The organism is Mucilaginibacter yixingensis, from assembly GCF_041080815.1.
Taxonomy (GTDB): Bacteria; Bacteroidota; Bacteroidia; order Sphingobacteriales; family Sphingobacteriaceae; genus Mucilaginibacter; species Mucilaginibacter yixingensis.
Window position 1 is genome coordinate 109,593 of the sequence record NZ_CP160205.1, and the last position, 23,418, is coordinate 133,010.

The window sequence follows — 23,418 nt, forward strand, 5'->3', positions numbered from 1 at the left end:
ATATTAGTTAAGTTTAAGTTTGCTGATCTGAACAAGCGCACCAGTTGAGTAGTCAAACTGATATAGTCCATCTGGTCCGGCGGCGGCCAACTTACCGTTTTGAGCTGCCAGGGTGGTAGACGCTATGGGTAATGTGAGCTTTAAAACAAGGTTGGCCGGATTGCTGGCATCATAATATTTTAAGCCTTTATCGCATATAAACAGGTTGTTGCCATCAACGGCTATGCCAGCGGGTGAACTCAGAGGATAAGCTTTTATAAGCACGGGTTTTGCAGGATTGCTTATGTCTACTACCTTAAGCTGGGTATATATAGAGCCGCAATAAGAATCTAATCGCTCGGTAATAAAGGCATAATTTCCATTAACAGCTACCGGTGCGCAGCCTTGATAATCTGAGTAGGTGGCGCTTAATGTTGGCGTGCCCGTAGTGGTGTTATATATATTGAAATTCCCGGCTCCTGCAGTATAGATATAGTTTGAACCGGAGGTTAAAGTTGTGGGGATGATACCGGTAACCGTTGTGGTTTTAACGGCGGTAAGTCCGGTTGCGTTGGTGGCATCATATTGGGCCAATCCGTCTTTGGTATAAGCGTACAACACGTTGCCGCTTGCTGTAAACAAAGCCTGCTGGCGAACGCTTACCCGCACGCCCGAGCTACCCGGACCCGGCGTATCCTTGACGCAGGCGGCAACTGACAGGCTAATTAAAATAAGGAAGAGGTTTCTCAGGTTTTTCATAACTATTTCTCCCAACCAACGATGACGCTATTTGGTGGACGGTTGGCAACGCTAAATTCATCAGGTAAACTCTTTTCATCTGGCGAAGACATCTCATTAAATATGTTCTTAACCCGTTTAGCCACGGTTACTGTTGAGGAACCTATATTGCTAAGATCTATCGCCACGATATCTACCGCGTTGTTGGCGTATAGCGTATTGTCTTTTATAGCTACGTCAAGACAGCCAGGGATGCTGATGTAGCCGCGATTCACCGGGCGGCTGGGGGTACTGTTATCGATGACGTGTACGCCTTTTCCTTGTTGAAGAATGAGGATGTAGTTGCTTTGGTAATAAACTTTTGACGGCGTATCAATTGGTGCAGCGGGGTGGAAGCTGACAGATTTTTCCAGCGCTTCCCGCGTCATCATTACCGGGTAGTAGGTGGTTTGATAGTCTGACGATTTGCGTATACAGGACGTAAAGCAGAGTAATACAGCGTAAAGCAGTAGATAAGGTGGTTTCATTTTGACTAAGATATTGTTTTTGCAGAACAGCGTTGTTAACAGTACGTTAAACCTGTCAGTTTTGCTACATGGCCGCGAATTATAAACCCGATAGTAGCGGATATCGGCTGTTGAGTGTAAGGCCTGTCCGAAGGACCCCTTCGGGGCAGATGTATGAGCGGATAGCGGGGCTATCGGTACCAAAGAGCTATTGTCTGTTCATTTTCCCGGCGGGTCACTTTATTGGATAGCGGGTATTAAAGTTTATGAAGCTATTGACCTACCTTTTCAAAAGACATCCTGGCGCCATGATTTGGCATTTGCTGCATATGACATACGGGCTTGATCAGTTTCGACTATATTGTGCCAAGGATCGTGTTTTGGATCAACCCGACTCCGGGTTGCCATTTGCAATGTTCACTTTGGCGCTTTTTATAGCTAACGTGTTGAATCTGATATTTAGAAAGGAAGATAAAGTACTCTATTTGTATTTGATTGTGTGGCTGATTGTTTTTCTGACACTTCTATGTTTTCTTCCCGAACTTACCTGGAAGTGGTAATGTTGTCGCAAAACCCTCCCCATTTGTCGCTTTTAAAACCTCTCGCGGATTCATGCTGTATTTATCTTTGAACTATGAAAACCATCCTCGAACCCCAAACCGCACGCGAAGTAATTGATCGCATCAATCAACTTAATGAAGACAGCCAGCCACTATGGGGCAAAATGTCTGTTTACCAAATGCTGCGGCATTGTGCCATGTGGGAGGAGATGTTGCTGGAACGCCGCATCTATAAACAGGCTTTTATTGGCAAACTATTTGGCAGAACGGCTTTAAAAGGTATGCTGTCCGACAAACCGATGAAGCAGAACATGCCAACTGTACCGTCATTCAGAATTACGGACGAAGGCGATGTGGAGGCCGAAAAGCAAAGATGGATCACGTTGATTGGCGAGCATGAGCATCGCGCCAATACCGGCTTTATGCATCCGTTTTTCGGTAAGCTTACGGCTGACGAGGCCGGGCGACTGGCATATAAGCATGTGGATCATCATTTAAGGCAGTTTGGTGTTTAGTAACTGACAAATGTTTGTCGGTTTTATGTCAACCTGTCACCGAAAACCGACACGGGACTGACGTTTTAATACCATTCGCAACGCACAACTCACCATTCTCTAAAGAAAATTCTGCCAAATACACATTGGCACAGGCATTGATAATATAGTGTTGTTAGCAAATTAATAGTTAAAAGGAAAAATCAATCATATGTCTAAAATCATTGGAATCGACTTAGGAACAACAAACTCCTGCGTGGCGGTAATGGAGGGTAATGAGCCTGTTGTTATCGCAAACAGCGAAGGTAAACGTACCACCCCGTCTGTAGTAGCGTTTGTAGACAATGGCGAGCGTAAAGTAGGTGACCCTGCAAAACGCCAGTCTATCACTAATCCAACCAAAACCATCTATTCAATTAAACGCTTTATAGGTAACCAATTCAGCGAGGTGACGAGAGAAGCCGAGCGTGTACCTTATAAAGTGGTAAAAGGCGACAACAATACACCACGTGTAGAAATTGGCGACCGTAAATATACTCCGCAAGAGATTTCTGCTATGATTCTTCAGAAAATGAAGAAAACTGCTGAAGATTTCTTAGGTCAGGAAGTGACCGAAGCGGTTATTACCGTACCTGCATACTTTAACGATGCACAGCGTCAGGCTACTAAAGAAGCCGGTGAGATTGCTGGTTTGAACGTTAAACGTATCATCAATGAGCCTACTGCTGCTGCCCTGGCCTACGGCCTGGACAAAGCCCACAAAGACATGAAAATTGTAGTGTTTGACTGTGGTGGCGGTACTCATGACGTATCTGTACTGGAGCTGGGTGACGGCGTGTTCGAAGTAAAATCTACCGATGGTGATACTCACTTAGGTGGTGACGACTTTGACCAGGTGATCATTGACTGGTTAGCAGATGAGTTTAAGAGCGAAGAAGGCCTGGATCTGCGTAAGGACCCAATGGCACTGCAACGTTTGAAAGAAGCTGCTGAGAAAGCTAAAATTGAGCTTTCAAGCACTACTCAGAGCGAGATTAACCTGCCATACATCACCGCTGTTGACGGTATGCCGAAACACTTGGTAAAAAGCTTAACCCGTGCCAAATTTGAGCAACTGGCAGACAGCCTGATCAAACGTACCATCGAGCCTTGTCAAAAAGCTTTGAAAAATGCTGGTTTCAGCACTTCTGAGATTGACGAGATCATCCTGGTAGGTGGTTCAACCCGTATCCCTGCAATTCAGGAAGCGGTTCAGAAATTCTTTGGCAAAGCACCTTCAAAAGGGGTTAACCCAGATGAGGTAGTAGCTATTGGTGCTGCTATTCAAGGTGGTGTGTTAACAGGTGACGTGAAAGACGTGTTGCTGTTAGACGTTACTCCACTGTCATTAGGTATCGAAACCATGGGCGGTGTAATGACCAAACTGATCGAGGCCAACACTACTATCCCAACCAAGAAGTCAGAAACCTTCTCTACTGCATCTGATAGCCAGCCATCGGTAGAGATCCACATTCTGCAAGGCGAGCGCCCAATGGCGGCACAAAACCGCACTATCGGCCGTTTCCACCTGGATGGTATTCCGCCAGCACCACGTGGTGTGCCACAGATCGAGGTAACTTTCGATATCGACGCAAACGGTATCCTGCACGTATCTGCTAAAGATAAAGCGACAGGTAAAGAGCAGAAGATTCGTATCGAGGCTTCTTCTGGCTTAACCGATGCCGAGATCAAGAAAATGAAAGACGAAGCTGAAGCTAACGCTGAGGCAGACCGTCAGGCTAAAGAAGAGGTTGAAAAACTGAACGGCGCCGATGCCCTGATCTTCAGCACCGAGAAACAGCTGAAAGAGTATGGCGACAAGATCCCTGCTGATAAAAAAGCACCGATTGAGAGCGGTTTGGAAAAACTGAAAGCTGCTTACGCTTCTAAAAATTTAGCCGACATTGAGGCTGCACAAAACGAGCTGAACACAGCCTGGACTGCAGCATCAGAAGATATGTACAAAGCTGCCGGCGATGCCGGTCAGGCTCCGGGTGCCGATGCCGGTCAGGCTGGTGGCAATGCCCAGAGCAACGGTGGTGCAGATTCTGTAACCGATGTTGACTACGAAGAGGTAAAATAACCAACTCGATATATAAGTTGAACGCCCGTTAGCTGCAAAGCTGACGGGCGTTTTTTTGTTATTGGTTGGGGATTCCTACTTTTCTTAAACAACGCGTTCCGGGTGTCATCCTGAGCTTGTCGAAGGGTGCGCGAAAGCCCAGATGCTCTTGCAAAGCATATTGTATAAGTTCACTGCATGTGTTTCGGCGGGGCTCCATGACATCCTCCCTTTTTAGTTTCGATTGAAGCGCCAGGTGTCATCCTGAGCTTGTCGAAGGGCGCGCGAGGGCCTATTTTGCAAAGCTTTTACTACGAGATAACTCAGGCAGCAAATCCCAATTATCATTAATAATAGCTTCTTTCTTTTTTCTGCTCCAGCCTTTTACCTGCTTCTCAAAAGCGATGGCTTGGTCAATGCTATTAAATTCAGCAGAGAACATAAGTTTAATCGGTCTTCTTTGGTAGGTGTAGCAGGTAGTATTTTCGCCTTCCTGATGTTCGATTAGTCTTCTTTCCATGTCATTCGTAACTCCGGTGTAATATGAGTTATCACTACATAAAAGAATATAAACGAAATATTGGTTCATGGTGGGCTAAATATATGAGAAATATTTAGCAGTGTAGTTAGGCCCTCGCGCACCCTTCGACAAGCTCAGGATGACACCCGACGCGCGGATGCTGAGTGGCTGGTATAGACTGGTAAGGCCTTCACGCGCCCTTCGACAGGCTCAGGATGACACATGGCGCGCAGATGTTGAGATGATTGGTGTAAACTGTTTAGGCCTTCACGCGCTCTTCGACGATGCTCAGGAAGGCATCTTCCCCACTATTGTAGAGGCACATGTAGCTCCTGTAAATCCTAAAAATTTGTTAAATCCTAGTTCATGACGCAATAATATGCGCACTCGGCTTCACATCCATAGCCTTTACCTGGTGGACGATGCCGGCGGCATCAAAACCGCACTCTGCCCAAAGCTCAGGTTGCTCGCCGTGCTCTATTACATGGTCTGGGATTCCTAAACGTACTATGCGGGCGCTGTAGTTATTGTCGGCCATAAACTCAAGGATGGCGGTGCCCATGCCACCTTCAATACAGCCGTCTTCAATCGTGATGACTTTGCTGTATTTCTGGAACACTTCGTGCAGCAATGTTTCGTCTAAAGGTTTTACGAAGCGGATATCATAGTGTGCCGGGTAAAACCCTTCGGCATTTAATTGGGTAATCGCTTTAGCGGCCTCGTTACCTATCGGACCGATAGTCAGGATGGCTATTTCCTCGCCATCACAAATCTTGCGGCCTTTGCCAACCGGAATTTCTTTGAACGGACGCTTCCAGTCAACCATCACGCCACTGCCGCGTGGGTAACGGATCACAAACGGACCGGCATTCTCCAACTGAGCGGTATACATCAGATTACGCAGCTCTTCCTCGTTCATCGGTGATGATACCGTGAGGTTAGGGATGCAGCGCATAAACGCCAGATCATACGCACCGTGGTGGGTGCCACCGTCAGCGCCTACCAAACCGGCACGATCCAGGCAGAACACCACGTTGAGTTTCTGAATGGCTACGTCATGAATCACCTGATCATACGCCCTTTGCATAAAGCTGGAGTAGATGTTACAGAACGGCACCATGCCCTGCGTGGCCAGGCCGGCAGAGAAGGTAACGGCGTGCTGTTCGGCAATACCCACGTCAAATGCGCGGTTAGGCATAGCCTTCATCATCAGGTTCATAGAACTGCCTGACGGCATGGCCGGCGTGATACCCATAATTTTAGGGTTTTGCTCGGCTAGTTCTATAATGGTATGCCCAAACACATCCTGGTATTTAGGCGGCTGGGGTTTCTCGTAGTATGTTTTCTTGATCTCGCCGGTAATCTTGTCAAACAAGCCGGGAGCATGCCATTTGGTTTGGTCTTTCTCGGCCAGTGCATAACCCTTACCTTTAACGGTGACGCAGTGCAGCAGCTTCGGACCAGGAATATCACGCAGATCGCGCAGCACTTTCGCCAAGTGTTTTACGTCGTGCCCATCAATCGGACCAAAATATCTGAATTTCAGCGCTTCAAAGAAATTGCTTTGTTTCAGAATGGTGCCTTTAATGCTTTTCTCTATCTTCTTGGCATACTTAAATGCATCAGGACCGACAGACGAAAGCTTGTTGAGCACGTACGCAATATCATCGCGGAAGCGGTTGTATGATTTTGAGGTGGTAATATCTGCCAGGTATTCTTTCAGTGCGCCAACGTTCGGGTCAATAGACATGCAGTTGTCGTTCAGAATAACCAGCAGGTTAGAGCTTTCAATACCAGCGTGGTTCAACGCTTCAAAAGCCATACCGCCGGTCATCGCACCATCGCCAATTACAGCAACGTGCTGACGGTCAGTCTCGCCTTTATAGTGCGATGCCACGGCCATACCCAACGCCGCAGAAATAGAGGTTGACGAGTGGCCTACACCAAAAGTGTCATACTCGCTTTCAGAACGTTTGGGGAAACCGCTGATGCCATGGTAAACGCGGTTGGTATGAAATACATCGCGGCGGCCGGTTAGTATTTTATGACCATAAGCCTGGTGACCTACGTCCCACACCAATTGATCATACGGCGTATTCAAAATATAATGCAGCGCAACGGTCAATTCTACCACGCCAAGGCTGGCTGCAAAGTGACCGCCGTTAACAGATACCACGTCAATAATATATTGGCGCAGCTCCTGGCATACCTGCTCAAGATCGTCCTCGCTAAGCTGTTTTAAATCAGAAGGTTGGTTGATGTTTTGTAAAAGTTTGCCAGCGGGTACCTGCATCTAGTTTCGTAACAATGTATTGAGTTACAAATTACGGGAAATAATATCAAAAAAAGCAAATTTTTAATAGATCGATAGACCGGTAAGTTGGGCCGCATTAGTTATCCTGCTCGGGCTTGATAGCTGTATTTATCAAAAGTTTGCCTTTTTTAAACTTCGTATTTATGATAATGGTATAAGCGCCATGTGTAATTTTCTGTTCGCCAACATGATCAATGGCCATTTGGATCAGTTGCATCCGGGTATCAGATTGTAAAAAACGTTTGCGTATAATAGTTGCATCGGCCGTGTTAAATGGCCATAGGTAAGGTACCTTTCGATAGTCTGAATGATTATGCTTTTCGATGTCAGTAAACGTGTATTCTTTGGTGTCGATGGAGATGGTGTACTTTTTAATATAGTGTCGGCTTGCATTGTACACGCGCACAGTTACAGAGTCATCAGCATCCGCCAATGCATAGGTTCTGCCCGAAAAAAGGACAACTAAAAATAAAATCAATATAGGCTTTGACATGATGTAGGGTTTAAGCGATTTAAAGCTAAATTACTTAATTGGATTCGTCAAGTCTGCAGGGCAGTCACTATCAACAAAATACCTATCTTTGACGCCTTTATTATGACCGAGGAAAGTTTCGAAATAAAGATCCCGCAGTTTGAAGGTCCGTTTGACCTGCTCCTGTTCTTCATAGAACGGGATGAGCTGGATATTCAGGATATTTCCATCACCAGTATTACTAACGACTTCTTGGACTTCATCCACCAGATGAACAGCCTGAACATGGAGATTGCCAGCGAATTTATCTTTGTGGCTGCCACCCTGATGCGCATCAAGGCCAAAATGCTGCTGCCGCGGCACGAGGTAGACGAGCAGGGCAACGAGATTGACCCGAAAGAAGAGCTGATTCGTAAACTGGTAGAATACAAACGTTTCAAACTGATCTGCGAAGAATTGCGCCCAATGGAAGAAGAGCGCATGAAGCAGGAGAAACGCGGTAACATCAAATTTGATGTAGAGCAGGTGGAACGTGTTACCACCCCGGGCGAAGAGCTCTCCTCATTAACCCTGTACCGCTTGATGACGGTTTACGAGCGCCTGAACCGCCGCTGGATGAGCCGCAGCGAAGAGGTGACCCACACCGTGGTGCAATACCCTTACACCATAGAAAAGCAAAAGAAAGTAATCAACGAGTTGCTGAGCATCAACAGCCGACTGGATTTCCGGGCGTTTGTGAGTAATTCTGAAAATAAGGTGCACTTTGTCTACAACTTCCTGGCCATGCTGGAAATGTTACAGCAGGAGTTATTGAATATTCAGATTGGATTGGGCTTTAATAACTTTTGGGTGGAAGTGAAGTAAGAGTTGCCCGTTGCCTGGATAATTTGATTTTTGACGGCGGCCAGAGGCCGCGGGATAGTCATCACTCGCGAAGACGCGAGCGATGGCAAGAAATCAAAACAAACAAGAAAAGCGGCCTTTGCCGCTTTTCTTGTTTGTTAAACCCGCAGTCGCTCGGCTCCAGCCGAGTGGCACGCTATCCCGCGGCCTCTGGCCGCCGTAAAAATTACAGTTTCTTTACTTTAAAATCATATTTGGTTTGAGGAGTAATCATCAGAATGCCATACTGTGGATACAGAGTTGTGCCAACTCTTAGTGAATAAACGCCCGCGTCCGGCAAATAGCCTCGCATTGCAAGCAGTCTGCTATAGCTTGCAAAAGGCTCACTATAAACCACTAATCTCAAATCTCATATCCCACATCTCAAATCTAAATCCTAAATTCGCGGGATGAAAAGAGATAAACTGATATTTGATTTGTTAGCCGACGAGCAGGACCGCCAGGAAGAAGGTCTGGAACTCATTGCGTCTGAGAATTTTGTGAGCAAACAGGTGATGGAAGCAGCTGGTTCGGTTGCCACCAACAAATATGCCGAAGGCTTACCAGGCAAACGCTATTATGGCGGTTGCCAGATTGTAGACGAGATTGAGACCATCGCTATAGATCGTGCAAAACAACTTTTCAATGCCGCATGGGTAAACGTGCAGCCGCACTCTGGCGCACAGGCTAATGCCGCAGTAATGCTGGCTTGTCTGCAACCTGGCGATAAAATATTAGGTTTCGATCTTTCTCACGGCGGTCACCTTACCCACGGTTCGCCGGTTAACTACTCTGGTAAAATTTACAAGCCTTTCTTTTACGGTGTAAAAAAAGAAACCGGTTATATCGATTACGATCAACTGAAAGAAGTTGCGCTGAAAGAAAAACCAAAAATGATCATCTGCGGTGCTTCGGCTTACTCGCGCGATTGGGATTATGCTTTCATCCGCAGCGTGGCTGACGAGATTGGTGCGCTGGTACTGGCTGATATTTCTCACCCGGCCGGCCTGATTGCCCGCGGTTTACTGACCGATCCGCTGCCACATTGCCACATCGTTACTACCACTACCCACAAAACCCTGCGCGGTCCACGTGGCGGTATGATTATGATGGGGAAAGATTTTGAAAACCCATGGGGTTTAAAAACACCAAAAGGCGAAGTTAGAATGATGTCTAACCTGTTGGATATGGCTGTTTTCCCAGGTACACAAGGTGGCCCGCTGGAGCACATCATCGCTGCTAAAGCCGTTGCTTATGGCGAGGCATTGAGCGATAGCTATATGAAATATGTATTGCAGGTAAAACAAAATGCCCAGGCTATGGCTAAAGCGTTGGTTGCCAAAGGTTATGATATTATTTCTGGCGGTACAGACAACCACCTGATGCTGATTGACCTGCGTAACAAAGGTATCACCGGTAAAGCTGCTGAGCAGGCACTGGTAAATGCCGATATCACTGTAAACAAAAACATGGTTCCGTTTGATGATAAATCACCGTTTGTAACTTCGGGTATCCGTGTAGGTACTGCTGCTGTTACCAGCCGTGGTATGAAAGAGAAACAAATGGAAGAGATTGTTGACCTGATTGACCAGGTGATAACTAACCCAGAATCAGAACAATCGCTTAAGAAAGTACGTAAACATGTACACGCGTTAACAGAGAAGTTTCCGCTGTATAAGTAATATAAGTGGCAGAGCATTCCCCTATTCCTGCAAATGAGCAACAACGACTTGAAGCACTAAGATCATACGATATCTTAGATACTGCACCAGAAGCAGTGTATGATGCCATCACCAGATTGGCATCATACATTTGCCAGGTGCCCATGGCTGCTATTACCCTGATTGATAGCGACAGGCAATGGCTCAAGTCAAGAATAGGGTTTGATATCACCGAAACTCCCCGTGCCGAGGCATTTTGCCGTTACACTATTTTAGATGACGTGATCCTGGAGGTGCCAGACACCCGCGAGGATGCCAAATTTGCCAATAGCGATTATGTTACCCCGATAGACGGCATCCGCTTTTATGCAGGTGCTCCGCTGATTGATGAGAGCGGCTACCGATTGGGTTCGCTCTGCGTAATTGATAATAAGCCCCGGAAACTTACCGAAGAGCAGCGCGATGCCTTGCGGACGCTCTCGGTAGAAGTTATTTCCCACCTCACCCTTCGTAAGCAAAAGGCCGAACTGGAGCTAACCGTTCTGCGCCATCAGGAGTTTTTTAACCTGTTTAATAATTCGCCCGATATTCATTGCATTGTTAATGCCAATACCGATGTTGATATAGCCAATGAGGCCTTCAGCAGCATTTTAGAGCATACGCTGGATGAGGTGATTGGCAAGCCTCTCTGGAACTTCCTGGCATTTGATAGTGATGATCTCCGCATATTCAGGCGGCATTTTGATTCAAGAAAAAGCTTCGAGCTGGAAACCCGTATAAAAACAGGTGCCGACGAAGCAAAGTGGATTGATTGGTGTGTGTCATGTAAAAACGGCAAATGGTACGTTAGCGGCAGAGATATCACTTACCAAAAACAGATCCTGGCCAATTTGCAGGAGCTTTCTACCGTGGCCAGCAAGATTAGCAATGGTGTTGCCATTATGAATGCGGATAACCAGGCCATTTGGATTAACGATGCGTTTACCCGCCTTACCGGTTATACAATTGATGATATTCGTGGTAAGCAATTCCAGGAGTTGTTACAGGGCGACTATCATAATAATCTGTTCCGCCAGAAAACGGACGATCTGGTGCGCTCGCAAAAGCCATTTGATATAGAACTGCATGTTAACCATAAAGATGGTCGCCCGCTTTGGGTATCAGTCACCAGTTCTGTGGTGTTTGATGAGGCGGGCAATGTAGAGAAATATATCAAAGTACTCAGCGATATCACCGCGCGCAAGCAAGCCGAGCAGGAGCTGAATATCCTCACGTTTGCTGCCCGAAAATCGCCGGGAGGCATTATGATTCGCGACCGCGAGGCCCGCGTGTTGTGGATGAACGAAAGTTTTGAGAAAATAACCGGCTATACGTTAAAGGAGATGAAGGGTAAAACCTTCGGTGCCAAATTAATTGGCGAAGAAAGTAACCATGAACTGTTTGCCAAGGCGGTAGAGGCGGTAAAGAACAACCAGTCTTATGAGCTGGAAATGAAGATCTACCGTAAAGATGGTACGCCGTTCTGGGCGTCAATGTCAAACAGTCCGATATTAAACGAAGACGGGCAGGCTGACCGACAGGTAGGAGTGATGACTGATGTTACCCAGCGTAAGCAGGCAGAACAACAGCTCAAAATGCTCTCGCTTGTGGCCAGCAGCACTACCAGCGGTGTAGTAATTAACGATGCCGATGGCAATGTGGAATGGGTAAACGATGCCTTCCATGACATTACCGGTTATACGATTGACGAAGTGCGGCACCAGCATCTGGGCGACGTTATTAAAGGTGAACTAACAGACGTAAGCCTCATAGAGAAAGCCCGTGAGCTATCGCGCAATAAACAATCATTCGAAGTAGATGTGCTGGTTTACCGTAAGGATGGCCAGCCCTTGTGGATCTCGGTTATCAACTCCGTGATTTTGGGTGGCGACGGCCAGGTAGAGAAATATATTGAAGTAATTATTGACATTACCGCCAAAAAGAAGGCCGAGCTGGAGCTGATTGCCGCAAAAGAAGAAGCATTGCAGTTGGGCAGAGCCAAAGAGATGTTTATCTCGGTAATGAGTCATGAGATCCGTACGCCGCTAAATGCAGTGATCGGCATGTCGCGTTTGTTGCTGGAAGATAATCCGCTGCCATCGCAGCAGGAGAATTTGAGTGTGCTGAAATTCTCGGCAGAGAACCTGATGATGCTGATTAACGACGTGCTTGATTTTACCAAGATTGAGACCGGTAACATCCAGTTGGAAAAAGCCAAGGTTGATCTGCGCGAGTTGGTGCAAAGCGTTGCCGCCTCTATGCGCTTTAAGGCTCAGGAAAAAAATATCTATGTAAAATGTAATATAGATGAGGCCGTTCCGCCATTGATTTTAGGCGATAGCACCCGCCTGGTGCAGATTTTGCTTAACCTGGTGGGTAACGCCATTAAATTTACCGGGCAGGGCGGCGTAAGCATTGATTTAAAAGTAATTGAACAAAATACCGACGTTGTACGTATAAGATTTGGAGTGGCCGATACCGGCATTGGCATTGCGCCGGAAAAGGTAAATACCATATTTGAGTTGTGGAAGCAGGCCGAAACCGATACTACCCGCAAATATGGCGGAACGGGACTTGGTTTGGCAATAAGCAAACGATTAGTAACTTTGCATGACTCGCGGATAAATGTGGATAGTGTTGTTGGGCACGGATCTACTTTTTGGTTCACCATCTCATTTAGCAAGCCATTAGACAATTTAAGCAGTACTCAAAAATTAGTGGAAGCAGGATTAAAGATAAACATACTGGTGGTTGACGATAACCAGATCAACCGGTTGCTCATCAATAAAGTATTGAAGAAATGGGGCGCCGATGCCGATTTTGCCGAAAATGGCGCAGAGGCTGTTGATATGATTAAAGCTAAACAAAACTATGATGTGGTGCTGATGGATATCCACATGCCTGTTATGGGCGGATTGGAGGCCACACGGGTGCTGCGTGCTATGCCAGAGTCTTATTTTCAGCAGTTACCTATCATTGCCCTTACTGCATCTATGCTCAATAATCAGATGAATGAGATTGGCGGCGCCGGAATGAACGATTATGTGCTAAAACCCTTCAACCCGAAAACCCTTTACGATAAACTGGCCCGCTACCAGCAGCAATAAGGCACAAAAAAAGGCAGGATATTGTTACATAACCCCTGCCTTAACCAATTATAATTAAACGCTCCATTTACTTATACGCGCAGGGGTCTAAAAGGTTTTATATTTTCTATTAATTTTTTGATAAAAGTTAACCGATGGTTTTCCGGATGTCATATCGACCGACGGGAGAACTATTCTCTTGAGCGATAGCGAAAAAATCGTTTCGGTTGAACGAAGTGAAAATCTTAGACGTTTGTTAGATAAATGGAATGGTTAGCAGGAGGCTTGTTCATCGTCTAAGATTCCTCCTCACCCCAACGCTCAAGCCAACCCGAGTTCGTTCGGAATGACAATTGGATAGGATCTTGTTGTTATTCTGTATACGCAATCGTCGCAATAAATAATTTAACCCCCGGTACCTGCAATAACACCGCTCCGCAAGCCTCCAGTGTGGCCCCAGTGGTCATAATATCATCTACCAATAAAATATTTTTGTCAATCAACTGATCCGGATTTTTTATGGTGAAGACAGATTGCATGTTTTCTGCACGTTCTGCACGCGATTTTTTGGTTTGTGTTTTGGTTGCCTTAACACGGATGAGGTTATCGGTAACAACCCGGGCCAATAACTTTTCTGTCAATCCTTCCGCAAAATGTGTGCTCTGGTTATAGCCGCGTTTTCGCAGCCGGCTTTTATGTAGAGGTACCGGGATAATCAAATCAATTTGCCCAAATGTTGCTGATGCTTGTAGTTGAATCGATGCCAGGCTCCCCAGCAAGTTGCCTACCTGTGGTTGATTTTTATATTTCAGTTGATGCATCAGTTGCTGCACCTTGCCGCCTTTGGTAAAGTAAAGCATGGAGTAAGCGGCCTCTACCGGGAGTTTGCCCCAGAATTGTTTGGCTACCAAATTATCAGCCTGTAAATGGAAATTGGTGTAGGGGAGATGGTACCTGCAATCGGTACAGATCAAATGCTCGCCGGTTACCAGTGACGTGCCGCAAGCCCTGCAAAGGTCAGGAAAGAGCAGCGATACAAAATCGGCCAGGTAACTGCGTAAGGTTTTCACAGTAGGAAGATAGGGTTTTATAATTGTCTTTTTGTCATTGCGAGGAACAAGAGGGGGCTTCGTGCTAGATCCGCTCCCGCGGCACTGTTCGCAATGACAATGTTTTTAAATGATTGTAAGGGGGCCAAAAAGCAGGAGCCACAAATATGTGGCTCTACGAAAATATCTTATAATGCCCTTATGTTTCCTGCGTGATTTTCAGCCCCCTCTCCCTCGGAGAGGGCGGGGGGAGAGGTCTACGCCTGCTCTTTAATAGCTAACTGCCCGCACGCGGCATCAATATCCTTGCCACGGCTGCGGCGCACGTTGGTGATGATATTTTGCTTGCGCAGGTAAGCAGCAAAGGCCTCAATCTTATCCTCTTCGGCATTAATAAAGCTGGCGAAGGAGATGGGGTTGTACTCAATAATATTCACCTTGCAGGGCAGGTGTTTACAGAAGCGGGCCAGCTCCATGGCATCCTGTATGTTGTCATTAAAGTCATTAAAAACAATATACTCGTAGGTTACCGGGTTTTTGGTTTTGGCGTAGTAATATTTCAGCGCGTCGGCCAGGGCTTTGAGCGTGTTTTGCTCATTGATAGGCATAATGGTGTTCCGCTTCTGGTCGTTAGCCGCATGTAATGAAAGCGCCAGGTTAAACTTTACGTTATCATCACCCAGTTTCCGAATCATTTTGGCAATGCCGGCGGTTGAAACCGTGATGCGCTTCGGCGCCATGTTCAGGCCTTCTTCTGAAGTGATTTTTTCGATAGACTTCATCATATTGGCGTAGTTGAGCAGCGGCTCGCCCATGCCCATGTAAACGATGTTACTGAGCGGGATACCATAGTTTTCCACAGCCTGCTGATTGATCAGCACTACCTGGTCATAAATTTCATCGGGATTTAAGTTGCGTTTGCGCTCCATATAGCCCGTTGCACAAAATTTGCAGGTAAGGCTGCAGCCCACTTGAGAAGACACGCAAGCCGTCATACGCTCGGGTGTGGGAATTAAAACACCCTCAATCAGATGGCTATCGTGTAAAATAAAAGAATTTTTTATAGTTTTATCAGCACTAAACTGAGAGTTATGAATTTTTACGTTATTGATGGTAAAAGTTTCATAAAGTTTAGTCCGAAGTTCTTTAGAAATATTGCTCATCTCATCGAAAGAAATGCATGATTTTTTCCAAAGCCACTCGTAAACCTGCTTAGCACGAAAGGCTTTCTCGCCCATGGCAACAAACTGTTGTTGCAGCGCATCTAAGCTCAAGCTGCGGATATCTGTTTTACCTACTGTATTATTCACAATACAAAGGTACTCAATATTTTAAAAATCATTTTTTGAGAATGGTTTTTTGATTGTAAAATTAAAAAACAACAATCAAAGGTTAATTGTAGCTATCATTGAAGTTAAAATATTTCATCGGATGGGTGCGAAATTTGAGGTGTTTCTGTTAAGGTGTGCCAAGTTTTATTTTAAATGAAAAGTTTTAGAGCCGATTACGTTTTCCCTGTTTGTGCCGATCCTGTTAAAAATGGAATAGTTACCGTTGATGACTTCGGTAAAATTGTCGCCATCAGCGACCAACCTTCAGACCACCACAATCCTAATGCAGAGCACCTGCATGGCATCATTTGTCCCGGATTTGTGAACACCCATTGCCACCTCGAACTCTCGCACATGCAGGGTAAGGTAGAGAGGGGCACCGGGCTGGTTAATTTTATTAAAAATCTGCAAGCCCTGCGCAACAGCGAGCCCCGGGAAATTGAGGCCGCCGCCGCTGCTGCCGATGCTGCCATGTATCAGCAAGGCATAGTTGCTGTTGGCGATATTTCTAATAGCACCATTACCGCGCCCATTAAAGCCCAGAGCAAGTTATACTATCATACGTTTGTAGAGGTCTTTAGCTTTACCCCCGCCCGTGCCGATGCCGCTTTTCAAAGCGCGCTGGAGATTGTGGAATATTTTAGACCGCTCCCGGCCTCAATTACGCCACATGCGCCATATTCGGTGTCGAAAGAGCTGTTCAGGATGATCAAAAATTATACCGATCAGCACCCTAACCTCATCAGTATGCATAACCAGGAATGCGACGACGAGAACAAGTTTTTCCGCTATAAGCTGGGTGAGTTTGTATCGCTCTATGAGCACTTTGGTATTAATATCGACTTTTTTAAACCGCAGGCCCGCAACTCTATCCAGAGTGTGTTGCCCTTGCTCTCTAATAAACAGCCCGTCTTATTAGTGCATAACACCTGCACTAATCTGAAAGATATTTACTTCATCAAACGCTTCGACCGTAAAATTAACTGGTGCTTTTGCCCCAATGCCAACCTGTATATAGAAGGCAAGCTGCCAAAAGTAGACTTGTTTGCCGATCAGGGTTTTAATATTACGCTGGGGACCGACAGCCTGGCCTCAAACCACACGCTGTCTATACTGGATGAAATGCTGGTGCTGCAAAGCAATTTTCCTAAGCTAGACCTGAGCCGCCTGCTGGAATGGGGGACGCTGAATGGTGCTCAGTTTTTGGGTATCGACAACAAGTACGGAAGTATACAAGCCGGCAAAACCCCTGGATTAAACCTGATTACCGGACTGGATGGCCTGCGCCTGACGGGTAACTCGCAGGTAAAGAGGCTGGTGTAGCCCCCTAACCCCCTGAAGGGGGGACCTATTTCGGATTTCGGATGTTCCATTTCGGATTTAGTAAGTAATTGAAATAATAAAGCCGCTCTGTTTCAGAACGGCTTTATTTATTTTTAATCACTAAATCCGAAATTGAAAACTCGAAATCCGAAATCACGGCGCTTTCTTCTCTCTCACCACCAAAAACACATCCTCATTTGGTTTTTTCATGAGGTATTTTTCGCGGGCAAATTTTTCGAGTTCTTCTTTGCTTGAGCTGAGTTCGTTCAGTTCGGTAGTAACGTCTGTAGTTTCTTTCTGGTAAAAATCGCGCTCCTGCTCCAGTTTACTCAATTGCTGGCGGTACTGGTATTGAGAGAACAGGTCATTGCGGTCAAAAAAGATCATCCACACCAGAAAAGTTGCGCTGATGAGGAAGTATTTATTCTTAAAAAGCCCAATGAGGCGCTGCATATTTAATAACCGGTTAAAATTCATCTAAATTTAGTTAACAGATTTTACGGATGCAAATATGGTTATTAACTTTTCAACATGGTGCGGCTTTGTGGTGTTGATTGGTTAATTGGTTGATTAGTTGAGTGGTTAAGTTTACTTTTGAATAATGAAAAACCTGATCTTGTCGCTGTATCTGTTATTGTGCGTTACAATACCGTGCATGGCCCAAAATAAAATGAGACCATTAGCAGAATTGATTAACATTGAAGACCCGGCGTGGCCATTGGTTAAAGGTTGGATTGACAGCGCAAAAAATAAAGTACAGGTTTTACCACGTGATACCGCTAAAGCAGATGATGCTTTGCTGAAAACACAAGTTACCACACGGTCGCCAATGGGGGCAATTGTTTATGAAACTGGCGGCTTGCTGATTGATGGCGGCTGGATCAGGATACTGGGCTCGGGCAGTTCAGGGCTTAATCGTTCGCTACCCTATTGGAATAAAGGAAAAACCATCAAAGAATGGGGCGATGTCTCGCCATACTGGCTAATAGCAGACGATGCCGTTGGGGGCTTTTTTGCTATAAACGGTGGGGGATTGGGTGCTGATGCCGGCAAAGTCTATTACCTGGCGCCAGATACGCTGGAGTGGGAGTCGCTTGGCCTTTCTTATTCCGATTTCCTGATGTTTTGCTTTAGCGGAAACCTGCAGGCATTTTATAAAACCATACGATGGAAAAGCTGGCAAAATGATCTGATACAGTTGAAAAGCGATCAGGCGTTTAGTTTTTATCCGTATTTATGGACATCTGAAGGCAAAGATATTGAAAAGGACAGTCGGAAGCCGGTGCCGGTAGAGGAGATATTTACTTTTACTGCAGATAGCCGAAAGCAGATGGGAATAAGATAGATGTTGCTTCCTGTTCGTTGTGGTGAGCAGCTCATCGCAAAACCCGGTAGTAAACAAATCTGTTCTACAATATCACCCGGCCCTCTCACAAGAAAATTATTAATTCTCAAAAAAAAATTGACACTTATAAATAAAACCACTACATTTGCACTCCTGTTTTTAAAGGGAACGAATACAATAATATAGTCATGAAAAGAACGTTTCAGCCATCTCAGCGTAAAAGAAGAAATAAGCACGGTTTCCGTGAGCGTATGGCCTCTGCCAACGGCAGAAGAGTTTTAGCCGCAAGAAGAGCTAAAGGCAGAAAAAAATTAACAGTATCAGACGAGCGTCGTCACAAAGCATAATACCGGTTGCCGGCTCCGGTAAACGGGGTTTAGTTTTGGTCCGGTTGCTGTAGCTTCCGGTCACATCAGGCAATATGTATACTTTCAAAAAAGAAGAACGGTTATGTAATAAGAGGCTCATTGATGGGCTTTTTCATAACGGTTCTTCTTTTTTATGCTATCCCTACAAAGTCTCGTGGCAGTTAGTTACTGCCGGTGCTGTGCCTGCGCAGATAGTTTTTTCTGTGGGCAAAAAGCGCTTTAAACGAGCTGTTATTCGCAATCTCATCAAGCGCCGCCTGCGCGAGGCATACCGCCTGCACAAACAACAACACCTTTATGATCATTTAACGGCTCAGGGTAAGAGCCTGATTCTGTCTGTTGGCTACGTAGGCAAACAGGTAGAAGCTTATGCCTTTATAGAGACTAAAATGATCAAGATGCTCAATCAGCTTAACGAGCAAGTGGCCAAACAATGAAATGGCTGCTGCAAATATTGAAAAGCCTGATTGGCGCTATCTTTTTGCTGCTGATAAAAATATACCAGTATTTCCTGTCGCCTTTGTTAGGGGTATCGTGTCGCTACACGCCTTCTTGCTCGCAATATGGCGTTGAAGCCATAAAAAAATATGGTGCCTTTAAAGGCGGATGGTTAACTTTGAAACGCATTGCGCGCTGCAACCCCTGGGGCGGCCACGGGCATGATCCTGTGCCCTGAATTATGCGGCCCAGCAAAGTTTTGATTTTATCAGCCGTGAGTATATCTCTGCTTTATAAATCCAAAATTGAACATCCGATATCCGAAATATAATGAGCCTGATACTGCAAATAGAAACCGCTACCGCATCGTGCTCCGTAGCCTTATCGCAAAACGGAAATGTAATTGCGCTGAAAGAGCTGAACGAGCGTAACGTCCATGCCGAAGTAATCACCTTGTTTATTGAGGAAGTGTTAAAAGCTGCCGGCTTTACCTATGCGCAGCTGGATGCAGTGGCTGTGAGTAGTGGTCCGGGATCATATACCGGTTTGCGTATTGGCGTATCTACCGCCAAAGGATTATGCTATGCGCTGGATAAGTCATTAATTGCTGTAGAAACGCTGGAAGCGATGACCGATGGCATGATTGCCCAGTCGGGCGATAGTATTGCTGCCGGCACACTTTTCTGCCCAATGATTGATGCCCGCCGCATGGAGGTTTATACCGCTGTGTTTAATGCATCTGGCGAGCGGGTAAAAGCTACTGCGGCCGAGATTATTGATGGTGATAGTTTTGCAGATTTGCTGGAGCAACAGCAGATTGTATTTTTTGGCGATGGTGCTGCCAAATGCCGGGAAGCCATTACTCACCCTAACGCAATTTTTGTAGACGATTTTGTTAACTCTGCCGCTCATCTTTCCAAGCGGGCGCTACAGAAGTTAAACAACAAAAGTTTTGAGGATGTGGCTTACTTTGAGCCTTTTTACCTCAAGGATTTTATTGCCGGCAAAAAGCAACCTTAATAACTTCTATTAGACTTAAAGAAGCGCGACCACAGGCGACCCAAAAAGCCCTGCTCGCCCATTGGGATGTGGCTGGCGTTCATAGGGTGCTCTATTATGCCGCCAAATTTGAGCGAGAAACCCAAGAAGAAGTCGGCAGTGGTTGAATTGCTCATTTTATCAATCTGTCCCTGATTTTGGTTAATAAGGCCACGTAATGTGCTGGCTGTTCCCAGCATCCGCTCGCTGCCGATAAAGAATTCGGCGTTGGGCGATTTAATCATCAGCTGTCCACCTAGGTTAAACAATTTCAAATCGTTATAAGAAGCGCTAATGGTGCCAATGAACTTGCGGTATTGGAAGTGGTTAACAAGCACGCCGGTAAAATCATTATAGTTTAAACTTTTTGACAGGATAATGTTTGGCGTAATCTTAAACTGTTTATCATAAGATGGCCAATAGCTTTTAGACGCGCTGAACTCTGCCTTAGCATCGGTTGATGTGGTGAATGAGCCGCGGCCAACACCCTGTTGTAATAAAGAATTGGCAGTATTGTAAAAATTGTCCTCGCGGTTTGGTCCTGAAAGCTCGCTTACCACGCCGGTATTATCTACATGTCCCACTTGCGATTTGGCATTCCAGTGTATAAAGCCCAGATCTTTAATACTCCATTGTAAATTTACTGCGCTTGGCGTGTGGTAAGTGGCACCAATAGTAATGGATGCGCCAGGGTTTTTAAATGTAGGCAATATATCATGCTCTGTAAATGTGCCCGGCTCAAAGCTGTTGCGATAATAGCCCGCCATGCTGATAAAGGCCTGATCGCTGGATTTGTCAAAGGTTACATGTGAGTTGAGGATGTTGGCCTGCGTGTATGCTATACCCAACAAGCCGGCTACTTTAAAACCCAGTGCAAAAGTTTTGGTGACATCCTCGCGGTAGGTAAAACCTATTTGGTGATAAGCCTGGTAGCTAAAGCTGGAGTTGAGCAAACCGTTATAATCGGTACCCTTGTACACGGTGTAGTCATCCATGATCTGCACAATATCGTCTTTAAATATCCCCCGGCCTTCGCCACGGCTTTGTGCAAAAAAGCCAAGCTCCTGGTTGCCATCTAAACTGGTGTATAGCTTAAACATTACAGAGTAGGCATTAGAGTATGCATACATGCGGTTGTAGCTATTTTGCGTCGGTTTCATGCTGCCTTCGTCATAATGGCCTAGAAAGGCACGACTTCTCAGCGCTGTTTGTACATTGCCGGTAAGGGTAACATTGGTTTGGAACGTAGGTAAAAAAAGATTGAAAGCAGCTTTGCGGCTAGAATCTGGTATAAAAGCCCTTTGGGCCGGGTTTTCGAACGAATCGTATAACGAGCCCGTATTAAATTGCGAATACTGCTGTGCAAAAAGACGGGCGCCGATGGTTAGTAGTAGTAAAACAAGTATAAATTTCTTCATCCCGCTCTTTTAATCCGGTATTTGATAGTAAGTGTGATAACGCTTAAATATATTATTTAAGGCTGATGTAACGTAATGTATCCTAACATTAAATTGCTCTACTTTTAACGCAATAATACTGCCAAGTGTTATGACCATGCAACAAAATGTTTAGTTATCATTGCCGGTGGTATCAACTTTGTTTAGGCGCATATAAAAGTTGGTGTAAAAGTTACCCTCTGTTGCACTAAATTGATAAGAGAGCCCGTAAAATTGTCCCCATTTCTTTTTGTCAGGATCAACGTCATCTTTAAACGCGGGCTTCAAATCGCGCTTAAGGATGGGGAACATATTTTTAAACTGTAGAAAGAAGGCTACATTGCTGCGCTCAGGCAGGTGGCTGTCAAACTCGTTATAGGCCTGCGTTTTAGTAATCAGTTTCTGATTCTCATAGCTGTCTTTATAACTATGCAGTTCTTTCTCGCTATTGGCCAGAATGAGATAGTTATTCAGAATCATGAAGTATGGTTTCTTCAGCAGGCTAAAAGCATCACCTAGTAAATAAAATGGCAGTTTCTCGTATTTAAACTGGCCGATATCATCCGTTACCATGTTACTCACATTTACCAGTAGCGGGCGCAGGGCCGAGCCGTCTTTCATCATAATGATACCATAGCGTTCATCATAGCGGGTCACCACAACGCCAAATTCATTGCCCATCAGCGCGTGGAACTCGGTGTTGATCTGCACGCCGGTTTCGTTTTTTATTTTGGTGTAGGCGTCGTCCTCTTCCTGCCCAATGCCTGCTTTCTGCTGAAAATCTGTGAGGCTGCCAATAAAATGTTTGGGGTTTGAAACGGCGAAGGCAGTGGCGTATGCCGTGGTAGACGGATATACATCTGCCAGATGGGTGTCTACCGGTTGCTGGTCTTTAAACAGGGTGAGGTAACTGCTGGCATTGGGCGCCAGGTTGCTATAGCCGTTAAACATCAGCGCATCGGTTTTATAATTGAGCGTTAGCGTTGCCATGGCCGGCATCATTCTAAAACTTCTGAAAATACCGGTGTTGGGTTCATCAAATAACTGGTCAAACAATGGGGTGAGCTGCGCATAGTTTACATAAAGGTTGGCCAGCGAGTTGTGGTTCTGCCTGTCGGGAATCAGCACAAAATCCTGGCTGCCTTTCTGGGGCTTCCAGGCGGCGCTTTGTTGTGCCAGCTCTTTTGAGAAGCTGCCCGAGAGAATATGCTGCCCGGCATCGGCCACGTAAAAATGTTTTTTTAGGCTGATGAGATAGATGTCGTAAAAATCAACCCCGTTTTCGGTGGATTTTTTGGTGCTGAGCGTTCGGTTATTTAATCCTGTCAGCAGGTCACTAAGGTCGCCTTGGGGAGTGTGCTTAGCAGCAACGGTAATCAAGAAGTTTACGCTATCGCCCTTTTGTCCGTGCACGGATAGAAAGACGTGCTGCTGATCAAAAAAAGGCTTGAGTGAAGGGTATTGCAGCACATTATTGCATAGCGCGTTGAGGCTTTGGATCTTTGACTTGCCTACCACGGCATCAAACACCGGATTATCGGCAAACAGATCATAAAAACCCTTATCGTTATCAAACTCAAAAACCAGCGCGGCAGTGTTGGGGATGGCCTGCATCAGCTGACCGGTAGTGCCGCCATTGGCGTTCAATTGTTTAAAATAAGCAACGGTAATGGCCACCACAATGGCCAGCAAAATGATGGTTCCGGCTATTAATCTCTTCATTCTTGAGTTATCATTC

Annotated in this window: 21 protein-coding genes; 11 read left to right on the top strand and 10 right to left on the bottom strand. The window is 45.7% G+C overall.

Translation table 11 applies throughout. From position 1 onward, the window contains the following. Positions 1-3 precede the first annotated feature (3 nt). Complete coding sequence (locus ABZR88_RS00600) at positions 4-738, bottom strand: hypothetical protein (protein ID WP_107829328.1); 735 nt, start codon at positions 736-738, stop codon at positions 4-6. Positions 739-740: 2 nt separating this feature from the next. Beyond that, the gene (locus ABZR88_RS00605; RefSeq protein ID WP_107829327.1) at positions 741-1,244 is read right to left on the bottom strand and encodes a hypothetical protein; all 504 of its coding nucleotides are present in this window, start codon (positions 1,242-1,244) and stop codon (positions 741-743) included. 613 nt (positions 1,245-1,857) lie between these two features. Here ABZR88_RS00605 and ABZR88_RS00610 point away from each other — a divergent pair. Together ABZR88_RS00610 and dnaK are read left to right on the top strand one after the other, a co-directional pair. Beyond that, complete coding sequence (locus ABZR88_RS00610; protein WP_107829325.1) at positions 1,858-2,298, top strand: DUF1569 domain-containing protein; 441 nt, start codon at positions 1,858-1,860, stop codon at positions 2,296-2,298. A gap of 190 nt (positions 2,299-2,488) precedes the next feature. Continuing rightward, on the top strand, positions 2,489-4,399 hold the full coding sequence (gene dnaK / locus ABZR88_RS00615; RefSeq protein ID WP_107829324.1) for a molecular chaperone DnaK: 1,911 nt from the start codon (positions 2,489-2,491) through the stop codon (positions 4,397-4,399). Between the two features lie 271 nt (positions 4,400-4,670). Here dnaK and ABZR88_RS00620 read toward each other — a convergent pair whose 3' ends face one another. The 3 genes from ABZR88_RS00620 to ABZR88_RS00630 all read right to left on the bottom strand — a co-directional run bounded on the left by ABZR88_RS00620 (position 4,671) and on the right by ABZR88_RS00630 (position 7,705). Continuing rightward, the gene (locus tag ABZR88_RS00620; protein WP_107829323.1) at positions 4,671-4,967 is read right to left on the bottom strand and encodes a GIY-YIG nuclease family protein; all 297 of its coding nucleotides are present in this window, start codon (positions 4,965-4,967) and stop codon (positions 4,671-4,673) included. A 295-nt stretch (positions 4,968-5,262) separates the two neighbouring features. Continuing rightward, positions 5,263-7,191 (bottom strand): 1-deoxy-D-xylulose-5-phosphate synthase, encoded by a 1,929-nt coding sequence (gene dxs / locus ABZR88_RS00625; protein ID WP_107829321.1) that lies wholly within the window; start codon positions 7,189-7,191, stop codon positions 5,263-5,265. A 97-nt stretch (positions 7,192-7,288) separates the two neighbouring features. Continuing rightward, positions 7,289-7,705, bottom strand: a complete 417-nt coding sequence (locus ABZR88_RS00630; protein WP_107829320.1) for a hypothetical protein — start codon at positions 7,703-7,705, stop codon at positions 7,289-7,291. A 102-nt stretch (positions 7,706-7,807) separates the two neighbouring features. Here ABZR88_RS00630 and ABZR88_RS00635 point away from each other — a divergent pair, with 102 nt between their 5' ends. The 3 genes from ABZR88_RS00635 to ABZR88_RS00645 all read left to right on the top strand — a co-directional run bounded on the left by ABZR88_RS00635 (position 7,808) and on the right by ABZR88_RS00645 (position 13,373). Next, positions 7,808-8,548, top strand: a complete 741-nt coding sequence (locus tag ABZR88_RS00635; protein ID WP_107829319.1) for a ScpA family protein — start codon at positions 7,808-7,810, stop codon at positions 8,546-8,548. Positions 8,549-8,976: 428 nt separating this feature from the next. Further along, entirely contained in the window at positions 8,977-10,248 is a 1,272-nt protein-coding gene (glyA, locus tag ABZR88_RS00640) for a serine hydroxymethyltransferase (RefSeq protein ID WP_107829318.1), read from the top strand. 5 nt (positions 10,249-10,253) lie between these two features. Further along, the gene (locus ABZR88_RS00645; RefSeq protein ID WP_107829317.1) at positions 10,254-13,373 is read left to right on the top strand and encodes a PAS domain-containing protein; all 3,120 of its coding nucleotides are present in this window, start codon (positions 10,254-10,256) and stop codon (positions 13,371-13,373) included. 350 nt (positions 13,374-13,723) lie between these two features. On the opposite strand, the gene ABZR88_RS00650 is transcribed toward ABZR88_RS00645, so the two are convergent. Together ABZR88_RS00650 and rlmN are read right to left on the bottom strand one after the other, a co-directional pair. Next, positions 13,724-14,422 (bottom strand): ComF family protein, encoded by a 699-nt coding sequence (locus tag ABZR88_RS00650; RefSeq protein WP_107829316.1) that lies wholly within the window; start codon positions 14,420-14,422, stop codon positions 13,724-13,726. 236 nt (positions 14,423-14,658) lie between these two features. Then, on the bottom strand, positions 14,659-15,711 hold the full coding sequence (gene rlmN / locus ABZR88_RS00655) for a 23S rRNA (adenine(2503)-C(2))-methyltransferase RlmN (RefSeq protein WP_107829315.1): 1,053 nt from the start codon (positions 15,709-15,711) through the stop codon (positions 14,659-14,661). Between the two features lie 174 nt (positions 15,712-15,885). Between rlmN and ABZR88_RS00660 the strand changes: the two genes are divergently transcribed. Next, entirely contained in the window at positions 15,886-17,055 is a 1,170-nt protein-coding gene (locus ABZR88_RS00660) for an amidohydrolase family protein (protein ID WP_107829314.1), read from the top strand. Between the two features lie 153 nt (positions 17,056-17,208). On the opposite strand, the gene ABZR88_RS00665 is transcribed toward ABZR88_RS00660, so the two are convergent. Further along, positions 17,209-17,508 (bottom strand): septum formation initiator family protein, encoded by a 300-nt coding sequence (locus tag ABZR88_RS00665; protein ID WP_107829432.1) that lies wholly within the window; start codon positions 17,506-17,508, stop codon positions 17,209-17,211. Between the two features lie 217 nt (positions 17,509-17,725). On the opposite strand from ABZR88_RS00665, the gene ABZR88_RS00670 reads away from it, so the two are divergent. The 5 genes from ABZR88_RS00670 (at position 17,726) to tsaB (ending at position 20,226) form a co-directional block, all read left to right on the top strand. Further along, the gene (locus ABZR88_RS00670; protein WP_107829430.1) at positions 17,726-18,400 is read left to right on the top strand and encodes a DUF2625 domain-containing protein; all 675 of its coding nucleotides are present in this window, start codon (positions 17,726-17,728) and stop codon (positions 18,398-18,400) included. A 188-nt stretch (positions 18,401-18,588) separates the two neighbouring features. After that, entirely contained in the window at positions 18,589-18,747 is a 159-nt protein-coding gene (gene rpmH / locus ABZR88_RS00675) for a 50S ribosomal protein L34 (protein ID WP_107829312.1), read from the top strand. Between the two features lie 74 nt (positions 18,748-18,821). Continuing rightward, positions 18,822-19,205: a ribonuclease P protein component gene (locus ABZR88_RS00680; RefSeq protein ID WP_107829311.1), complete on the top strand. Its 384-nt coding sequence runs from the start codon at positions 18,822-18,824 to the stop codon at positions 19,203-19,205. Continuing rightward, complete coding sequence (gene yidD, locus ABZR88_RS00685) at positions 19,202-19,444, top strand: membrane protein insertion efficiency factor YidD (RefSeq protein WP_107829310.1); 243 nt, start codon at positions 19,202-19,204, stop codon at positions 19,442-19,444. The genes ABZR88_RS00680 and yidD overlap by 4 nt, the downstream gene beginning before the upstream one ends. A 92-nt stretch (positions 19,445-19,536) precedes the next feature. Further along, positions 19,537-20,226 (top strand): tRNA (adenosine(37)-N6)-threonylcarbamoyltransferase complex dimerization subunit type 1 TsaB, encoded by a 690-nt coding sequence (gene tsaB / locus ABZR88_RS00690; RefSeq protein WP_107829309.1) that lies wholly within the window; start codon positions 19,537-19,539, stop codon positions 20,224-20,226. Here tsaB and ABZR88_RS00695 read toward each other — a convergent pair. Together ABZR88_RS00695 and ABZR88_RS00700 are read right to left on the bottom strand one after the other, a co-directional pair. Further along, entirely contained in the window at positions 20,223-21,662 is a 1,440-nt protein-coding gene (locus ABZR88_RS00695; protein ID WP_107829308.1) for a DUF5723 family protein, read from the bottom strand. The genes tsaB and ABZR88_RS00695 overlap by 4 nt on opposite strands. 150 nt (positions 21,663-21,812) lie before the next feature. After that, on the bottom strand, positions 21,813-23,402 hold the full coding sequence (locus ABZR88_RS00700; protein WP_107829307.1) for a hypothetical protein: 1,590 nt from the start codon (positions 23,400-23,402) through the stop codon (positions 21,813-21,815). Between the last annotated feature and the right edge of the window lie 16 nt (positions 23,403-23,418).

What these genes read in the sequence shown, in the direction of transcription:
- ABZR88_RS00605 (WP_107829327.1), bottom strand. Translation starts at nt 1,244, where the DNA reads ATGAAACCACCTTATCTACTGCTTTACGCTGTATTACTCTGCTTTACG.
- dnaK (WP_107829324.1), top strand. Translation starts at nt 2,489, where the DNA reads ATGTCTAAAATCATTGGAATCGACTTAGGAACAACAAACTCCTGCGTG.
- tsaB (WP_107829309.1), top strand. Translation starts at nt 19,537, where the DNA reads ATGAGCCTGATACTGCAAATAGAAACCGCTACCGCATCGTGCTCCGTA.
- glyA (WP_107829318.1), top strand. Translation starts at nt 8,977, where the DNA reads ATGAAAAGAGATAAACTGATATTTGATTTGTTAGCCGACGAGCAGGAC.
- ABZR88_RS00660 (WP_107829314.1), top strand. Translation starts at nt 15,886, where the DNA reads ATGAAAAGTTTTAGAGCCGATTACGTTTTCCCTGTTTGTGCCGATCCT.
- dxs (WP_107829321.1), bottom strand. Translation starts at nt 7,191, where the DNA reads ATGCAGGTACCCGCTGGCAAACTTTTACAAAACATCAACCAACCTTCT.
- ABZR88_RS00665 (WP_107829432.1), bottom strand. Translation starts at nt 17,508, where the DNA reads ATGCAGCGCCTCATTGGGCTTTTTAAGAATAAATACTTCCTCATCAGC.
- ABZR88_RS00670 (WP_107829430.1), top strand. Translation starts at nt 17,726, where the DNA reads ATGAGACCATTAGCAGAATTGATTAACATTGAAGACCCGGCGTGGCCA.
- ABZR88_RS00700 (WP_107829307.1), bottom strand. Translation starts at nt 23,402, where the DNA reads ATGAAGAGATTAATAGCCGGAACCATCATTTTGCTGGCCATTGTGGTG.
- ABZR88_RS00695 (WP_107829308.1), bottom strand. Translation starts at nt 21,662, where the DNA reads ATGAAGAAATTTATACTTGTTTTACTACTACTAACCATCGGCGCCCGT.
- ABZR88_RS00630 (WP_107829320.1), bottom strand. Translation starts at nt 7,705, where the DNA reads ATGTCAAAGCCTATATTGATTTTATTTTTAGTTGTCCTTTTTTCGGGC.
- ABZR88_RS00600 (WP_107829328.1), bottom strand. Translation starts at nt 738, where the DNA reads ATGAAAAACCTGAGAAACCTCTTCCTTATTTTAATTAGCCTGTCAGTT.
- ABZR88_RS00610 (WP_107829325.1), top strand. Translation starts at nt 1,858, where the DNA reads ATGAAAACCATCCTCGAACCCCAAACCGCACGCGAAGTAATTGATCGC.
- rpmH (WP_107829312.1), top strand. Translation starts at nt 18,589, where the DNA reads ATGAAAAGAACGTTTCAGCCATCTCAGCGTAAAAGAAGAAATAAGCAC.
- ABZR88_RS00620 (WP_107829323.1), bottom strand. Translation starts at nt 4,967, where the DNA reads ATGAACCAATATTTCGTTTATATTCTTTTATGTAGTGATAACTCATAT.
- ABZR88_RS00680 (WP_107829311.1), top strand. Translation starts at nt 18,822, where the DNA reads ATGTATACTTTCAAAAAAGAAGAACGGTTATGTAATAAGAGGCTCATT.
- yidD (WP_107829310.1), top strand. Translation starts at nt 19,202, where the DNA reads ATGAAATGGCTGCTGCAAATATTGAAAAGCCTGATTGGCGCTATCTTT.
- ABZR88_RS00635 (WP_107829319.1), top strand. Translation starts at nt 7,808, where the DNA reads ATGACCGAGGAAAGTTTCGAAATAAAGATCCCGCAGTTTGAAGGTCCG.